Origin of the sequence: Jatrophihabitans lederbergiae (genome assembly GCF_031845305.1) — a bacterium.
Classification (GTDB): domain Bacteria; phylum Actinomycetota; class Actinomycetes; order Mycobacteriales; family Jatrophihabitantaceae; genus Jatrophihabitans_A; species Jatrophihabitans_A lederbergiae.
The window spans coordinates 57,453-73,551 of record NZ_JAVREH010000021.1 but is presented as its reverse complement, the minus strand read 5'-3'; the positions used below and the strand labels follow the sequence as shown (position 1 = coordinate 73,551).

Below are 16,099 nucleotides of genomic sequence, written 5' to 3'. Positions count from 1 at the left end.
ACCCGCGTCGCTCAACGCCTGCTAGCCATGGCCACCGGCATCTGGCACAACTGGACCACCGGCGCCACCACCAAACGATCACTGACCGCCTACGACCACTAACCCTCCAAGGAATCAACCATCTAGTTGGTGCAGCCGACGCAGCACGGTGGCATAGCCGCGCAGCAGCCCCGCCACCAGGACGCTGAGGATCAGCAGCAGAACAGTCTCTACCGTGACGAGGGCGATCAACGAAGAACCTCCACCTGGGAAGCGGCGCGGAGCAGTTCCGGCAGCGCGGTCATCAGAAGGTAGCCGAGGTAGGCCAGCACGCCCGCGCCCAGCACGAGGGCGGCCGCGGTGGGGCTGTGCCGGGAGAACTCACCGAGCACGGTGCCGGGCGGCCGGATGACCGCGGCGACGCCGATCACCGCGAACCCGAGATTGACCGCGGTGTGCCAGTGCGTGACCTCGGTCGGGCGGCCGAAGCAGGTGCAGTCCTGCCCGGCGGCAACTGCCATCATCCGGATGGACATTGCGGCCAGTACGGCGAACGAGACCGCGATAAGCGCGGCACCGAGCCGACCCCCGATCAGGATTGCCGCTGTTCCGGCTGACAGTTCGAGAACTCCGGCGAGGCGGGCGGTGAGTGCGCCGCTGAGCCGTTGGGCTCCGGGAATGCGGGCGGTGACCAGGGCGGACCGACCGGCGTGCCGGCTGACGATCTTGGACAAACCCGCGGCCGCCAGCAACAGCGCGGCCGCGCTCACCAGACCGATCACATCGCCCCCCGTCACGTCCCGGGTGGGACGACCGACACAGCTGACGCGCTAACCAGATCACGCTGACTGCGAAGCCGCAACATGTGATTGCAGAGCGTCACCAGGCTGTGCCGTGAGGTGCCTGCTCAGGCCGCCCTGGTCACCACCTTGGTCACCCAGAACTTGCCGTCGGATTCCCGGGTGACGGTGACGTCAATGCTCCGGCCGCTTCCGACGTAGCCGAACACCGTCGGCCCGTCGGCACCGGACTTCGGCAGGTACACCGCGGTGCCGGTCATCTTGGTGGACAGGCTGCGGGTCATGGCCAGCGGAACGGTGCCCGGCAGCACGCAGGCCAGCGCCTGTTTCTCATCACCCGCGCTGAGCGCGCCCATGTAGGCATCGGCGGTGTTCTGCGCGATGTCGGTCGCGGCGCACAGGTTGGGCGGGATGCTGGTGTTCGAGGGCTTAAGTGAGGTGCTGGGCTTCGGCGAGGTGCTCGGCGTCGGAATCGTGGGCGATGAGGTGCTGGGCTTCGGCGAGGTGCTCAGCGTCGGAATCGTGGGCGATGAGGTGCTGGGCTTCGCCGTCGCAGCTGCCGGCGATGAGGTGCGCACACTGGAACTGGATGGCGCCACGCTGGTGGCAGCACTGGTCGCGGTGCGGATGGTGGCCGGTGCGCTGGTCGCGGTGCGGATGGTGGCCGGTGCGCTGGTCGCGGTGCGGATGGTGGCCGGTGCGCTGGTCGTCGTGGGCGCCACCGAGCTGGGAACCGCGGTCGTACCGGCCGTGCTGTCTGCCGGGGATGCTGTGGTGGAAGATCCGGTGCAGCCGGCCACGGATGTGCAGAGCAGCACGCCGGTCACTGTGAACAGCCAGCGTCGATTCAGCATCCCGGGCACGAAGGGCAGCATAACCACTTCGCCCGATCGGTGCGCCAGCTGCAGAGTTCGCCGCTCTGGCAGCCGCGGACCGGCAACTGCTTCGGCTGGTCGCCGTGACGGCGCCACGCAGACCGTCAGGGAGGATGGCAGGCTGGCCGCATGGACGCGGTGGCGCAGGTGTGGCACCGGGCCTGGGCGACCCAGGCTCCGCCGCCGGCCGAAGTCATGGTGGTGACCGCCGCGCTGGCGCTGCTGCTGGTGCTCTACCGGCCCGCATGGGGCCTCAGCCGCCACGTCGTCACGATCGTCCACGAGGCGGCGCACGGGGTTGTGGCGCTACTGGCGGGCAGGCGGCTGGCCGGTATCCGGCTGCACTCAGACACCTCGGGCCTGACGGTGTCGCGTGGCAAGCCGCGTGGGACCGGCATGATTCTCACCTTCGTCGCGGGCTACCCGGGCCCGGCGCTGTTCGGGCTCGCCGCCGCGGCGGTGCTCGGCAGTGGTCATGCGGTGGGGCTGCTCTGGGGGCTGCTCGCCGGATTGGCCTTGCTGCTACTGCAGATTCGCAACTGGTTCGGCCTGTGCTCGGTGTTGGGTACCGGGTCGGCGGTGTTTGCGGTGTCCTGGTGGCTGGACGAGCGGTGGCAGTCAGCGTGCGCCTATCTGATCACCTGGTTCCTGCTCTTCGCGGCCCCGCGCCCCGTTCTGGAGCTGCAGTCCAAGCGACGGGGCGGCGGCGCCCGGGATTCCGACGCGGACTGGCTGGCACGCCTGACCGGGCTGCCGGGGTTGGTCTGGGTAGGGCTGTTCGCCGTCCTCGCCTTCGCTGCATTGGCAGTCGGCGGCTATTGGCTGACGGCACCGTACCGACGCTGACCGTCGCCGCCCGCCGGAGAGCCGAGCACCCTCCGCTCACCACAGACTCAACGAGTTCTCGAAGATGGCCGCGATGTCGTCCTCGTGGACCGGCCGCGGGCAGGTGGCGAGCAGTCGCTGCTGCTGCATGGTGCCGCTCACCAGGTCATCGATGTCCGACTCGGCGTAGCCGACGCCGGCCACGCCATTGGGAATGCCGATGTCGCGCATCAGCCCGACCAGCACGTCCGGCAGAAAGTCGGCGGCCTCGCGCGACTGGGTGGCATCCGGTGCCAGCAGCGTCGCCGCCCGCAGGTGGCGTTCGGGATTGGCCTCAAAGGTGAAGCGGAATGCCTCCGGGGCGGTGAGGGCAACGGACATGCCGTGCGGCACCATCGGCTCGTCCTGCGGATAGTCCCTGGGACGGAAGTCCTTCACCCGTCCCGCGATGGGATAGGCGTTGGCGTGCGGAATGTGCACGCCGGCATTGCCGAAACCCATTCCCGCGAACGTCGCGGCCATTGCCATGGCGATCCGGGCATCGCGGTTCGAACCGTCGGTCACCGCCTGCCGGAACGATGCCGCCAGCAGGCTGAGCGCCTTCTCCGACCACATATCGGCAATCGGGTTCGAGCCGCAGTACGGCACCCGCTGCTCGGCGGTCTTGTGCTCGTACGAGCCGTACGGCCGCGCCGTGTAGCTTTCCAGCGCGTGGCACAGGATGTCCATGCCCGCCGCGGCGGTCACGCCGGCCGGCTGGGTGAGCGTCAGGTCCGGATCGATGACCGCCAGGGTGGGACGGAGCCTGGCGTGGCTGATACCGGTTTTGACCTTGAGCGCAAGCACATCCATTACGCAGATAGTGGTGGATTCCGACCCGGTGCCGGTCGTGGTGGGAACCGCGACGAGCGGCTTCAACGGGGCGCTCGGCGCTCGGCCGCCGCCGACCGGCGGGTTGATGTAGTCCATCAGCTCGCCGGGGTTGGTGGTGAGCAGGTTGACGGCCTTGGCGGTGTCGATGCTCGAACCACCGCCCACCGCGACGAACGCATCCCACGGGCCGTTCTCACGCGCCCAGTCGATGGCCTGCCGCAGGCTCTCGTCGGTGGGCTCGACGTGGGCCTGGTCGAACACCGCCGCCTCGATGCCGAAGGGATGCAGCTGCTCGGCCACCCGCTGCGGCAGGCCGATAGCGCTGAGGCCCGGATCGGTCACGACGAGCGCCCGCCGCACGCCGAACTGGGAGAGGTCGAAGCCGACCTCGGCCGAGCTACCGGGCCCGAACTTCAGCTGCGGCGCGCCGTAGGTGAAGACCGTCTCCGGGTTCGACGGGATGGGCAAGGTCATGGCGTCGCCTGCTCTCGAAAGGTTCTCATCGCGGGTGGCAAGACAGTGTCCACTCCTAGACTGTGTCCAACTCCGACGACTGTGTCCAACTCCGACGCCCGCCGGTTCCAGGCGACGTTCCAGGCGACCCGGAACAGCGGCCGGACGTCCTGCAGCGCGGCCGGCGGGTTCACCGCAGCGCGGGGGACGACCCGCTCCCAGCGGACGCTGCGACGGTGCAGCACGCCTGCGGGGTCGCGTGGCGCGAAGGTGTACGGCCCGGTGACCACACCGACCAACAGCGCCGTGCCTCCCGAGATCAGCACCGCCAGGTCGTCGCCCGGCTCGACGAGGTTGATCAGGTCGGCCAGCGCGCGCATGCCCCGCGACGGCCGGCGCGAGGGCTTGGCCTGCAGGGCGCGCAGCGCGGCCAGGTCGGACCCCGCTACGTCCACCCGGATTCCGGTTCCCTCACCGAGGCCCACCTGCCCGATGGACACCGCCCGGCCCAGGCCCTCGTCCGATTCCGGGCGCAGCACCCACAGCCGGTGCTCGTCGCCGTCGCCGGTGACTGCCTCGGGGGCCAGCGGATCGGGGCCCGGCCAGAAGTAGTCGAGGCCCTCCGGGGTACCGGCGAAGCGCTCCCGGTAGAACTCCGGGTCCTTGCCGATCAGTCTGCTCCGGTGTGAGGCGTGCAGCCGCTCGTCGCCGAGCCAACTCGGCAGCATCCCGGCCTGGGCCAGGTCGGCCTGTGTCCTGTCCCGCACCCAGGGCGCGAACTCCGCCATCTGCTCGAAGGTCGAGTCAGCATGACCGCGTGCCATCCAGACCTGGGCGCAGTCCAGGCCGTAACGCACCAGGGCCTCCGTCCGGCCATGCCACATCCGTACGGCCGGATGGTTCTGCCAGCCGTAGTCCGGCAGCTCCAGCGCGCGCAGGATCTGCAGCGTCTCGACGCGCTGCTTGCCGAGCCGCGGCGAATCCAGCACCTCGGCGCAGGCGACGAAGTCCGAGTACGGCAGGAACGTTTGCATCGATCCAGAGTGCCTGACCGGCCCGGAATCCGCCTCAGGATCGGCTCCCTCAGGCTTCGTGGTGCGAGTGCCCTGACCCCGGCGACGGCTCCGGGCTGCCGCCCATCATGGACAGCATGGCGCGGCCACCGGTGCGGAGGAACCGCCAGAGCAGTACTGCGGCGAGCACCAGGAACACGATGTTGAGAACGCTGGTGTAGTTGAGCCGGATGCCTTCGACGCCCATGCTCGCGTGCCGCTCGGCGGGGATGAGACCCAGCGGTTGGAAGGCGAACTCGATGACGTAGCCGGCCGCGACCATGGTGGCGTAGAAGGCGCCGAACAGCACCCACGCCATCCTCGCGCCGTAGTACTTGGCGTAGATCACCAGCAGCGGAAGGATGATCAGGTCGGCGAAGATGAAGCTCACCACCCCGCCGAAGCTGATGCCGCCGTTCCACAGGACGGCCGCCAGCGGGACATTGCCGATCGAGCACACAAAAGCGGCGATGGCCACCAGCGGACCGATGATCGGGCCCCACAGTTTTGCGAGCAGGGGGTGGCCGGCGAAGAACAGGTGCTGCCAGAAGTCCTCGGGCACCCAGGCCGCGGCCATGCCGGCAACGAGCAGGCCGATCACCAGGTCCCGGAGCACCGCTGCCCACTCCATGACGAAGTTGTGGCTGATCGAGGTGAAGCCGTCGGCGCTGACCAGGCGCCGCAGGAAGCTGCCCTGCCGGCCGACGCTCATGTCCATCGCGGCGTGGCCTTCCATCGAGCCGGCCAGCGCCTTGTCAGCCTGGGTCCGCGCGGCGGCGATCAGCTTGGCGGACACGAAGCGGCGGAAGATCAGCGCCAGCAGCAGGATCATCAGCGGCCCGCCGACGAACTCGGCCACCGTGAACTGCCAGCCCAGCAGCAGAGCCAGGATCAGGCCGAGTTCGATCACGAGGTTGGTGCTGGCGAACTGGAACGCCATCGCGGAGGTGAAGTTGGCGCCCTTGCGCACCAGCGACCTTGCGAGGGCAACCGCGGCATACGAGCAGGACGACGAGGCGGCGCCCAGTGCCGTGGCTGTGGCCAGGCTTCTCGGCCGATCGTCGGGCAGCAGACGCGCGATGGTGCTCTTGGGCACGAGGGCCTCGATCACCGCGGACAGGGTGAAGCCCAGGATGAGCGACCACGTCACCTGCCAGGTCATCGACCCGGCCGTCTCCAGTGCGTGCAGCACGGCGGAAATCATGCGACCGAAGATACCCGGCAGGGGTACAGGGGAGCTACCGACCGGGATGTTGTGGCGGTCGCCGTCAGGAGCGCACCAGCCGAGCGATGGCTTCGGCCGCCTCTTTCACCTTCACGTCGGCCTCCGGGCCACCGGCGCGGGCCGCCTCGACCACGCAACCCCCCATGTGCTCCTCGAGCAGGCCCAGCGCGACGGATTGCAGGGCCTTGGTCGCCGCGCTGACCTGGGTGAGGATGTCGATGCAGTACTTGTCGTCATCGACCATCTTGGCGATGCCGCGGACTTGCCCCTCCACCCGGCGCAGTCGCTTCAAATAGTCGTCTTTGTTCGCCGTGTAGCCGTGCACGTCGCCTCCTCAGGGCATTCCGCAGGCCGCCGCGTATACCCCGGTGGGGTACTTGACAAGCGGGCCGATCCGCAGGTAAACATACCCCGCAGGGGTACGGTAAGAATATCACGGCGCCCGTTAGGCGCATGAATAAGGAGTAAAAATATGGCAGCGAAGACGTACACCGTCACCGGAATGACCTGCGGGCATTGCGTCAGCTCGGTGAGCAGCGAGGTCGGCAAGGTCGCGGGCGTCGAATCCGTGCTGGTCGACCTGCCCACCGGGCACGTCACCGTCAATGGTGAGGGTTTCGCGGACGAGCAGATCCGCGAGGCCGTGGACGAGGCCGGCTACGCGCTGGTCGACGCCTGATCAGGTCGCCGGACTATCCGCGGCAGCCGCCGCACCGCGCCGTAGCGCGAGAGCGAACAGCAGGGGGAACAGCATGACCAGCAACGACATCGCAGTGCGCCAGTCATCGGCCGGCACGGAGGCCAGAGTGGAACTAGCTGTGGGTGGTATGACCTGTTCCTCCTGCGCCGCGCGGATCGAGAAGAAACTCAACAAACTGGATGGCGTCGCCGCCAGCGTGAACTATGCGACCGAGAAGGCGACCGTCCGCTACGACCCGGCCGTGATCGGGCCGTCCGAGCTGGTGGCGACCGTGGTGGCGACCGGCTATACCGCTCAGTTACCCAAGGCCGCCGAGGCCGGCTCGGACAACACCGAAGCGCCCGACACGGCATCGGTCGAGCTCGCTCACCTGCGCCAGCGCCTGCTGGTGTCGGCAGTGCTCACCCTTCCGGTGGTGTTGCTGGCCATGGTGCCGGCCCTGCAGTTCGACAACTGGCAGTGGCTCGCGTTGACGCTCGCCTCGCCGGTGGTGGTGTGGGGCGGACTGCCCTTCCATCGCGCGGCGTGGACGAACCTGCGTCACCGCGCGGCCACAATGGACACACTGGTGTCGATGGGCACCGTGGCGGCGTACGGCTGGTCGCTGTATGCGCTGTTCTTCGGCGACGCGGGCATGCCCGGCATGCGGATGCACTTCGACGTCACGGCGAGCTCGGGCAGCGGTGCGAGCGACATCTACCTCGAGGTCGCCTCAGCCGTGGTCACCTTCCTGCTCACCGGCCGCTACCTGGAGGCACGCGCCAAGCGCAGCTCCGGAGCGGCGCTGCACAGCCTGCTCGAACTCGGTGCCAAGGACGTGGCCGTGCTGCGCAACGGTGTGGAGAGCCGCATCCCGGTCGCGGAACTGCTGGTCGGTGACACCTTCGTGGTGCGCCCCGGTGAGAAGGTGCCCACCGACGGCGTCGTCGTGGAGGGCTCCTCGGCGATCGACGAGAGCCTGTTGACCGGCGAGTCGGTACCGGTCGAGGTCGGTCCCGGGGACGGCGTCACCGGTGCAACCGTGAACGCCGGGGGGCGGCTCATCGTTCGTGCCACCCGAGTCGGCGCGGATACCCGGCTGGCCCACATCGCGCGCTTGGTCGTCGAGGCGCAGTCAGGCAAGGCGCCCGTTCAGCGGCTGGCCGACCGGATCTCGACCGTCTTCGTTCCCATCGTGCTGCTGCTGGCGCTGGGGACACTGATAGGCACCCTGGCGACCGGCTCCGGTGCCGTCCGGGCGTTCACGGCAGCGGTGGCGGTGCTCATCATCGCCTGCCCGTGTGCCCTCGGGCTGGCAACGCCCACCGCCCTGCTGGTGGGTACAGGTCGCGGTGCCCAGCTGGGTCTTCTGATCAAGGGCCCGGAGGTACTGGAGTCCACCCGGCGGGTGGACACCATCGTGCTCGACAAGACCGGAACGGTCACGACCGGACGGATGAGTCTGCACGGAGTACACACTGCCGAGGACGTTACGCCGGACCAGGTGCTGCTGATCGCCGGTGCGCTGGAGGGCGCCAGCGAGCACCCTATCGCCGCCGCGATCGCCGCCGCCGCCATAGACAGGGCCGCCACAGACAGGGCCGCCACAGACCGGGCCGCGAGCCCGAACGTGCTCCCGCCGGTCAGCGACTTCAGGAACTCCGCGGGCCTCGGCGTCAGCGGGACGGTGACCGTGGATGGCCACGCCCATTCGGTCGTCATCGGCCGTCCGGCGTTGCTCGCAGAGCTGGGCGTACCCGCGGAAGACAGCCTCAAGGCCGCAGCCGATTCCGCCGCCGCAACGGGCCGTACCGCTGTCATGGTGGCGTGGGACGGGCAGCTGCGAGGTGTCATCGTCGTCGGCGACACGGTGAAAGAAACCAGCGCGGCCGCGGTGCGACAGTTCCGCTCGCTGGGTTTGCGCCCGATGCTGCTGACAGGTGACAACAGGGGCGCGGCCGTGGCCGTCGGTAGCGCCATCGGCCTCGATCCAGCCGACGTGATCGCCGAGGTGCTTCCGGAGGACAAGGTCAGCACGGTGACCAGGTTGCAGGCTGAGGGCCGCGTGGTGGCCATGGTCGGCGACGGGGTCAACGACGCGGCGGCGCTGGCAGCCGCGGACCTCGGGCTGTCCATGGGTGCCGGCACGGACGTCGCCATCGAAGCATCGGACATCACGCTGGTCCGGGGCGACCTGACCGCCGCTGCGGATGCCATCCGGTTGTCCCGGAGCACGCTGCGGACCATCAAGGGCAACCTGTTCTGGGCGTTCGGCTACAACGTGGTGCTCATTCCGGTGGCGGCCGCGGGGCTGCTGTCACCACTGATCGCCGGTGCGGCAATGGCATTCAGCTCGGTATTCGTGGTGACCAACTCACTGCGGCTGCGTCGCTTCCGTCCAGCGGGGTAGAGCTTCGGTCACCAGCGCCAAAGCGCCACCACGACGGCCGCGCACCCCCACCGGAAGGTGCGGGCGCGCGGCCGTCGTGCTCAGTCAGCGGTAGATCACCAGGTCGGCCGGGACGGCGCCGCACAGCTCATATTCCCGGGCTCCGACCGGACGGCCGGTGTAAAGCCGAATCAGTGTCTCCGCGTCGGTGCGCAGGTAGGCCCGCTCCACCTGATCCGGCAGCATGCGGCCCATCTCCAGCGTCCGGTCGGGCAGTTCCGCGGTGAGCAGCGGCGTGTTGCGCGCACTGCTGCATGTTCGCAGCAGCGCAAGCGCGTCCTCCGTTCCGGCGGCGGCATAGGCCGGGGCCAGCCCGAGCGCCTCCCGGACGTCACCGGCGTGCACCCACTCGCCCAGGGCTATGACGTCCAGGCGTCCCTCAGCGGCGGCGATGACCGGGCCGGCGTCGGCATATCCCGCCTCGAGCTCGTCGATGAGCTCGGCCATGGACCGGCCGGCGCGATCGGTGACGTCCTTGCTGTTGCACGCCGGGCAGAGGTCGTGCAGGTCGTCCGCGGCCACCCGGGTCAGGGCAGCCGCGCAATGCGCCAACACGTCCCGCACGGTCCAGCCCGTACACGGTGTGGGCAGCAGGAACGACGACTCCGGGGCTCGTCGGAGCAACGGGATCAGGCACTCGCGTTCGGTCAGCAGCAACCGGCCGGTGCCGCCCCGGTCGGGGGGATCCAGGTTGGAGACGGCGCCTGCCAGCGGCATGCCGAGGGTCGGAGCCCCCGGGACGGAGCCCATTAGCCGACGGGGGAGAGGAACCGCTCGTCGATGACCTCCAGCTTGCGGAAGTCGTCGACGTTGAGGGTCTCCATGTCGATACTCCGGCCGCTGACCTGCTCCAGCAGGAAGACGAACTCGACGAAGGTCAGCGAGTCGATGAGCCGGTTCTCGATCAGGTCGTAGTCAGCCGGGATGTCGTCGCGTTCCGGGTGCCGCTTGAGAATCCAGTCCTTGAGCTGCTGCAGTGGTGCGTCCATGGTTGGCTCCTTCACATCGATGGCAGGGCTTATCGAGATTGATCAGGTTGAACACGTTGATTGAGGTTGATCAGGGTCGTACCGGCCTCGAAACGGTCAGCGGCCGCTCAGTGCCCCGGTTATGCCCTCGACAGCGTTGAGGGCGGCGTGCGCCTCGTCCCAGCCACCGAAGCGGCGAGTCAACGCAGACACCCAGCGTTCCAGGCCGAAGGCGACGCAGCTGGTGAAGACCGGGCCGCCGGTCTCGGCAAGCGTGATCTCGCAACGCTCGCCGAAGAAGTTGCGGTGGATGTTGGTCGAGGCGATAGCGAGATCCTCGTACACGAACTCGTGTTTGACCGGCGAGAGTTGCGCCAACACCGCGCGCGAGCCGCCACGGTCATAGAACGGATCTGTCGCGGCCACCCGCTGCAGTGGCAGGTCCAGCCGCGTCGCGAAGTCCCGCACCCGGGAGGTGAACTGCCGCAGGTGATCGTCGACGTAGTCGCGCGGGCCGATGGCCACGACCTCGCGCATGTGGAAGCCGAGCAGCCGTCGAAGATCCTCGTAATGGTCCTCTCGGCGGAAGCAGCGGCCGAGCACGGTCACCCGCATGGGCGCGTCCAGCTGTTGTCCGGCCAAATGCAGGTAGATCCCGTAGCAGGCAGCTGAGGGCAGTCCCAGGCTCGCCGGCTCGAGCGCCTCAGGCAGAAAACCCGTGTCGGACGGCTCGTGACTCCGGTCGACTCCGGAAAGCTGCAGCGGAGCGACGACCATCGCCTGGTGCGGGAAGTTGCGGTAGTAGTCGAGCGCGGCCAACCGGGCGACGGGCAACAGCGGCGGCATGATCATCGGGACCGCGTCGACCTGACGTCCCCAGGACTCGAAGATGCCGTCGAGGCGCTGTAGCAAGGTGGTGGCCTCTGGACCGAGGGCTGCGATTCCGCCCAGCTCGGCCGGCGTCGTCACAGCGGCGGAGGCTGCTGGCATAGCGTGGTTCCTTCCATCGGGGCCCGGTCCGTGGCGAAGGGCCTGCCACAGACTCGGCACGGGCGTACCTGCACGATCTCAGAGCGAGGGAAGCTCGGCGTCTTGAAAGATGCCGGCCTTGACCAGGAAGGACAGCGGTTTGCGGACCGCCTTACGCTCGGCGAGGCGGCGGGCCGGATGAGCCATGATCCGGTTGCGTACCTCCAACGGGTCCGTCAGGCCGGCGTCCCGATAGGCATGCGGGTTGTAGAAGGACTGCAGGCTGAAGACGATGTATCGCTTGAGGTACACCTCGAGCTCGCGAAGGCGCTGTGGTTCCACGCGATCGCGGAACCGGCCGTACAGCAACGCGACCAGCTCTCGGCCGAACGCGATGTGCCGCGACTCGTCGTGATGGTGGACCCGGTTGACCTGGCGGATCGTCTCGTGCAGGTTGACATCGTCTGCCATCCGCAGGTTGTAGTGGTCGACGATCTCTTCGAACAGCAAAATACGTGCGAACACAAGGAAGTTCTCGATCTCGATGTCGCCCTCAACCTGCGTCATGAGTGACGGCGACGAGTAGATCTTGTTCCCGTAGCGGCGGCAGAACTCGGCGAAGAACCACATGTGCTCGTTCTCTTCACCAATGAAGTGGTGGAAGAACTCCGAAGGAATCTCGAAGCCGGGCATGTGGACGCGCTTGACGACCTCGATGAGCAACTCCCGGATGCCGTGCACGTTCAGGCTGTAGAAGTTGATGCTTTCCCAACGGGAGAGCCGCTTCATGCCCTCTTCGCCGATCTCGTCCGCCACGGGGGTGCCGTACGCCGAAACCAACTCGGGTGTCATCCAGTATTCGTCTTCAGGAAGGTTCGGAGCCCAGGTGAAGGTGCGGTAGGGGTTGTAGTAGTCGTCGGCTGACTTCTCGCCGAGGCGTTCCAGTAGTTGAACGAACCGGTCAGACGCGGGGCGGTCGATGGTGGTCACGAGTCCTCTTCCAGGTAAAAGTAGTGGCTACGGACGTGCTTCGTAGACGACGCTCACAGGCGTCGCGTCGGCTCGCCGCCACCTGCTGAAGCCGGCGTCACCGGCAATCTCGCGAAGGGTGGCCTCCCCGGAGTGATTGCCGAGCGCGCGTGGCCCCTTCTGAGCGGCTGCCGCGGGCAGGCACATCACGGCAGACAGGGCCATGAAGAGCTTTCCGGCGGGGTGTGTGTTGCGCACCGGGTCGGGATCGGCGTTCGGCTCGACGATCATCCAGGTGCCGTCATCAGCCAGCTGCGAACGGATGTGGCGGCCTACGGCATCCGGATCGCCGATGTCGTGGATGCAGTTCAAGGTGGTGATGAGGTCGTACGGGCCACCGGTGAACGTGTCCGCGGCCGCGGTGGTGAACTCCACCCGAGAGCTGGGCAACTGCTGCTGCGCGGCGGACCGGCTTGCCTGAGCCACTGCCTCGCCGAAGTAGTCGGTGCCGGCGAAGTAGGAGGCGGGAAAGGCGTCAGCCATCAGGAAGGTCGAGTAGCCGACTCCACAACCAACGTCCGCGACGCGGGCGCCTGCCGTCAGTTTCCGCGCCACTCCGTCGAGGGCAGGGATCCACCGTGAAACGAGATTCGCCCGGTAACCAGGCAGGAAATACCGCGACAGTGCATCGTCGAGACTGGTGTCGTGCTCGTTCCAGCCGACGCCGCCACCGACCCGATAGGCCTCGACGAGGCCGTTCTCGCTGCCGTAGAGAGCCTTGAGGGTGGAGAAGAACGGGGCAGTGAAGAAGGGTGACTGCTCATCGGCCAGCGCGGCGACGTGGTCGGCGGGCAGGTGGAACTCGGTACCGGTGTCATCACAGGCGATGTAGCCACCGCTCACCTGCGCATGCAGCCATTCCCGTACGTACAGCGGTTGCAGACCGGTGCGCTCGGCCAGCTCGGCGACGGTGACTGCTTGCGAGTCCGCCATCGTGGCATACAACCCGAGGCGATCACCAATGGCGATGGTTAGGCCCCTGGTTGCCGCCGCGGCATCATTCACCAGTTGTTGTTGAAAGCTTTGCGATCCATTGATCGACATCATCGTCCTCTCGGGGCCCGCCGGAACTCTGGACGGTCGCAGGCGAAGAGCCGGCACCGTATCTTGCAGGGTCCATATTGAGCTGAACCGGGCTTCTGTGTAAATTAACACAACTAGCGGACTGGGGCTACCCCCGTACGGTACCCAATAGTGACGCGGTATGCCCGGGTAGGGTATGCGTTCGATCAACTTGTATACAGAGTTGCTGTGCTGGTTAAGGCAGAACTTGTTTAGTGATCTCGCCGGAATTCTTGCACCCCCGTGGGGTATACAGAGCGAGGCCGGCTCAACGACGGCGGAAGGGAGAACAGGATGGCGTGCGCTGCCCATGACTCGTCGACTAACCACGTGTCGGCTCAGGACGTGTCGACGACGTGGAACGCTTCAGCCAGCCTTCCGGAGGCGAAGCCGGCGTCGGCGGCTTGCTCTTCGAGGCGTCGCCGCACGAGGTCTTCGAGGTCGTCCAGGTGAGACGTCTGGGACGCGTGCGCCCGCAACCCTCGCAGTTTTTCCGTGATCGTGTCGGTGATATCCACCCAGTGATTGCTGTCCGGGGCGCCGATCATCCAGATCTCGCCGACCGTCCAGGGCTGCAGGCCTTCGTCCCGCAGCAGGAACGGGTGCGCGAACGGGTTGCGCGAGTCTGGATAGACAGCCTGCAGACTGGCTTCGCCGGTCCGGCGGTGGTCGGGATGAAAATCCGGCAGCCGAAGCCAGTTGATGTCAGGGCTGTGCATGATGACCCGCTGCGGCCGGACCGCCCGGATCACCCGCGTCAGGTCGGCTCGCAATCCCGCGGTGGCCTCGACCCCGCCGTCGGGATAACCGAGAAACTCGACCCGATGTACGCCGACGGCTTCCGCGGCGCACAACTGCTCCGCCCGCCGGAGGGCGGGTATATCGGTCCGCGATGTCTGCGTCTCGAACCCACCGGCGTCGCCGTCGGTCACCACGCAATAGCTGACATCGGTGCCGGCGTCCGTCCAGTGGGCGACGGTGCCGGAGGCGAGAAAGTCGACGTCGTCAGGGTGTGCGGCAATGACGAGCGCGCGCTCGACGGCGATTTCGCGAAACCGCTGCACTGTCTTCCCACTTTCGGTTCACCTACTGAAAGCCGCGCCCGGGCGGGAACACGGCCAGCGCCATTTGTCTATATGTGTAATGGACAATGCATGACGGCTTCTGAACGTTCGATTCCCGCGGCCGTCGAGCCGACTGAAGTGGACATTACGCCCGCAACGCCGACGAGCGCAGCCCATTCGCGGCATTCGGACACCCGAGCGATCCATGCCCGCGTGCCGGACGTGGCCGGCCGCCGGCCCCTGAGTGTGCCGATCTTCCAAACGGCCAGCTTCGCGTTCGCCGGTCCGGACGAGCTTGCCGACTCCATGGCCGAACCTGCCGCGCTCGGCAACGGCGTCCGGGTGGGGAGTTCTCTGACCGCACATCCCATTTCCTTCCAGGAGGGAAGCACATGCGCTACTTCGAGGATTTTCAGCCGGGTGACATCCATGAGCTGGGCGACGTCACCGTCACGGCCCAGCAGATCGTCGACTTCGGCACGGAGTTCGACCCGCAGCCCTTCCATATCGACGAGGCAGCGGCACAACGATCGCCGTTCGGCGGTCTGATCGCCAGTGGCTGGCTGACTGGCGCCCTGTTCATGCGGCGCTACGTCGACGTCCTGCTTGCCGACAGCGCGGGCGCCGGTTCCCCCGGCATCGACGAGATCCGCTACCACCAGCCGGTGCGCCCCGGGGACCGGCTGTCGGCACGCCTCACCGTGCTGAGTTCGGGCCCTGCCTTCGGCCGCCCCGATCGCGGCATCGTCCGGCCGCGTTGCGAATTGCTGTCGGCAACCGGGGAGCCCGTGTTCAGCATGATCCTGCACAGCATCTTCCTGCGCCGCGCCAGTGCCGCGCAGTCCTGAGCCACCCCACCGAAAGGATCGACTCCATGGAAGCCGTTTCATACACCGCACAGTGGACTGCCGCTGCCCGCGCGCTCGAGAGCGAGCGGCCGGACAACCTCTTTCGCGACCCGTACGCGCGAATGCTTGCGGGCGAAACCGGATTCACGCTGCTGGAGCGGTATGCCGGCGCCGGTACGGTACCGTTTCTGGCCGTCCGTACGAAGTATCTGGACGAGGCGGCACTCGCCGCGGTGAGCGCCCGCTCAGCACGTCAGGTCGTGTTCGTGGCGGCAGGCATGGACACCCGGGCCTGGCGGCTGGCCTGGCCGGCGGACACGGTGGTCTACGAGCTGGACCGTCCGGCGCTGCTCGACGCCAAGCGGCACCTGCTCGATGATGCTCCGGCACCGTCGGTGTCGGTTCGCCGCGCGGTTGCGGTCGACCTCGCCGGAAACTGGAGTGGTGACCTCATCGAGGCGGGATTCAACCCGGACGAGCCGACCGTCTGGGTCATGGAGGGATTGCTGTTCTTCCTTTCCGAAGAAGCTATTCGCCGCCTACTGAAGACTCTGCGCGTGCTGTCGGCCGACGGCAGTGTGCTGGTCGGCGACATGGCCAGTCGCGCCTCGATCACCAATCCGCTCGCCCGTGGCTTCCTCGCGGCGCTGCGTGAGGACGGTGTGCCGTGGCAGTTCGGCAGCGACGAGCCCGAGGAGTTCCTGCGCTCGTGTGAATGGGAGCCGGTCGAGGCGGTGCAACCAGGAGAAGGCAGTGCCGCCTTTGATCGCTGGCCCTACCAGGTTGTGCCACGCTCGGTGCCGCGGGTGCCGCGATCGTTTCTGTTCATGGCCGAGCCGGTTCGCTGACCAGCCGCGCGGGTAGTTCTCGAAGGCCGCCAGGGAGCAGTGGAAGGCTCTTCCGATACCGTACCCCGCTAGGGTATACATGACTTCTACGTTTCCCTTCC

Annotated in this window: 18 protein-coding genes and 1 pseudogene; 7 read left to right on the top strand and 12 right to left on the bottom strand. The window is 67.5% G+C overall.

Annotated elements, in window-relative coordinates; genetic code table 11:
- Nucleotides 1-102: pseudogene (locus RM423_RS15190) on the top strand (IS982 family transposase); the annotation flags it as partial.
- 125 nt (nucleotides 103-227) lie between these two features.
- Here RM423_RS15190 and RM423_RS15185 read toward each other — a convergent pair.
- Nucleotides 228-776, bottom strand: coding sequence for a MauE/DoxX family redox-associated membrane protein (locus RM423_RS15185; protein ID WP_311423888.1), 549 nt, complete (start codon nucleotides 774-776; stop codon nucleotides 228-230).
- A gap of 110 nt (nucleotides 777-886) precedes the next feature.
- A complete protein-coding gene (locus RM423_RS15180) occupies nucleotides 887-1,135 on the bottom strand; it encodes a hypothetical protein (protein WP_311423887.1) in 249 nt (82 codons plus the stop codon).
- Between the two features lie 55 nt (nucleotides 1,136-1,190).
- Between RM423_RS15180 and RM423_RS15175 the strand changes: the two genes are divergently transcribed.
- Nucleotides 1,191-1,859 carry a hypothetical protein gene (locus RM423_RS15175; protein ID WP_311423886.1) on the top strand — a complete coding sequence of 223 codons (669 nt, stop codon included), beginning with the start codon at nucleotides 1,191-1,193 and terminating at the stop codon, nucleotides 1,857-1,859.
- Nucleotides 1,784-2,500, top strand: a complete 717-nt coding sequence (locus RM423_RS15170; protein WP_311423885.1) for a M50 family metallopeptidase — start codon at nucleotides 1,784-1,786, stop codon at nucleotides 2,498-2,500. The genes RM423_RS15175 and RM423_RS15170 overlap by 76 nt, the downstream gene beginning before the upstream one ends.
- 36 nt (nucleotides 2,501-2,536) lie before the next feature.
- On the opposite strand, the gene RM423_RS15165 is transcribed toward RM423_RS15170, so the two are convergent.
- From RM423_RS15165 to RM423_RS15150, 4 genes are all read right to left on the bottom strand, one after another.
- Nucleotides 2,537-3,826, bottom strand: coding sequence for a hydroxyacid-oxoacid transhydrogenase (locus RM423_RS15165; RefSeq protein WP_311423884.1), 1,290 nt, complete (start codon nucleotides 3,824-3,826; stop codon nucleotides 2,537-2,539).
- Nucleotides 3,823-4,839 (bottom strand): MSMEG_6728 family protein, encoded by a 1,017-nt coding sequence (locus RM423_RS15160; RefSeq protein WP_311423883.1) that lies wholly within the window; start codon nucleotides 4,837-4,839, stop codon nucleotides 3,823-3,825. The genes RM423_RS15165 and RM423_RS15160 overlap by 4 nt, the downstream gene beginning before the upstream one ends.
- Before the next feature lie 49 nt (nucleotides 4,840-4,888).
- Nucleotides 4,889-6,061, bottom strand: a complete 1,173-nt coding sequence (locus RM423_RS15155; RefSeq protein ID WP_311423882.1) for a permease — start codon at nucleotides 6,059-6,061, stop codon at nucleotides 4,889-4,891.
- Nucleotides 6,062-6,125: 64 nt separating this feature from the next.
- A complete protein-coding gene (locus RM423_RS15150) occupies nucleotides 6,126-6,407 on the bottom strand; it encodes a metal-sensitive transcriptional regulator (protein WP_311423881.1) in 282 nt (93 codons plus the stop codon).
- Between the two features lie 147 nt (nucleotides 6,408-6,554).
- Here RM423_RS15150 and RM423_RS15145 point away from each other — a divergent pair, with 147 nt between their 5' ends.
- Both RM423_RS15145 and RM423_RS15140 read left to right on the top strand, forming a co-directional pair.
- Nucleotides 6,555-6,761, top strand: coding sequence for a heavy-metal-associated domain-containing protein (locus tag RM423_RS15145; protein WP_311423880.1), 207 nt, complete (start codon nucleotides 6,555-6,557; stop codon nucleotides 6,759-6,761).
- Nucleotides 6,762-6,834: 73 nt separating this feature from the next.
- The gene (locus tag RM423_RS15140; RefSeq protein ID WP_396327730.1) at nucleotides 6,835-9,171 is read left to right on the top strand and encodes a heavy metal translocating P-type ATPase; all 2,337 of its coding nucleotides are present in this window, start codon (nucleotides 6,835-6,837) and stop codon (nucleotides 9,169-9,171) included.
- A gap of 84 nt (nucleotides 9,172-9,255) precedes the next feature.
- On the opposite strand, the gene RM423_RS15135 is transcribed toward RM423_RS15140, so the two are convergent.
- From RM423_RS15135 to RM423_RS15110, 6 genes are all read right to left on the bottom strand, one after another.
- Entirely contained in the window at nucleotides 9,256-9,960 is a 705-nt protein-coding gene (locus tag RM423_RS15135) for a maleylpyruvate isomerase family mycothiol-dependent enzyme (RefSeq protein ID WP_311423878.1), read from the bottom strand.
- Nucleotides 9,960-10,199 carry a hypothetical protein gene (locus RM423_RS15130; RefSeq protein WP_311423877.1) on the bottom strand — a complete coding sequence of 80 codons (240 nt, stop codon included), beginning with the start codon at nucleotides 10,197-10,199 and terminating at the stop codon, nucleotides 9,960-9,962. The genes RM423_RS15135 and RM423_RS15130 overlap by 1 nt, the downstream gene beginning before the upstream one ends.
- A 96-nt stretch (nucleotides 10,200-10,295) precedes the next feature.
- Nucleotides 10,296-11,168, bottom strand: a complete 873-nt coding sequence (locus RM423_RS15125) for a class-II aminoacyl-tRNA synthetase family protein (RefSeq protein ID WP_311423876.1) — start codon at nucleotides 11,166-11,168, stop codon at nucleotides 10,296-10,298.
- 78 nt (nucleotides 11,169-11,246) lie between these two features.
- A complete protein-coding gene (locus RM423_RS15120) occupies nucleotides 11,247-12,137 on the bottom strand; it encodes a diiron oxygenase (protein ID WP_311423875.1) in 891 nt (296 codons plus the stop codon).
- 27 nt (nucleotides 12,138-12,164) lie between these two features.
- The gene (locus RM423_RS15115) at nucleotides 12,165-13,220 is read right to left on the bottom strand and encodes a class I SAM-dependent methyltransferase (protein ID WP_396327729.1); all 1,056 of its coding nucleotides are present in this window, start codon (nucleotides 13,218-13,220) and stop codon (nucleotides 12,165-12,167) included.
- 356 nt (nucleotides 13,221-13,576) lie between these two features.
- Nucleotides 13,577-14,302 (bottom strand): PIG-L deacetylase family protein, encoded by a 726-nt coding sequence (locus tag RM423_RS15110; RefSeq protein WP_311423873.1) that lies wholly within the window; start codon nucleotides 14,300-14,302, stop codon nucleotides 13,577-13,579.
- A gap of 392 nt (nucleotides 14,303-14,694) precedes the next feature.
- Between RM423_RS15110 and RM423_RS15105 the strand changes: the two genes are divergently transcribed.
- Together RM423_RS15105 and RM423_RS15100 are read left to right on the top strand one after the other, a co-directional pair.
- Nucleotides 14,695-15,150 carry a MaoC family dehydratase gene (locus tag RM423_RS15105; RefSeq protein ID WP_311423872.1) on the top strand — a complete coding sequence of 152 codons (456 nt, stop codon included), beginning with the start codon at nucleotides 14,695-14,697 and terminating at the stop codon, nucleotides 15,148-15,150.
- Between the two features lie 26 nt (nucleotides 15,151-15,176).
- The gene (locus RM423_RS15100; RefSeq protein ID WP_311423871.1) at nucleotides 15,177-15,998 is read left to right on the top strand and encodes a class I SAM-dependent methyltransferase; all 822 of its coding nucleotides are present in this window, start codon (nucleotides 15,177-15,179) and stop codon (nucleotides 15,996-15,998) included.
- Nucleotides 15,999-16,099 lie beyond the last annotated feature (101 nt).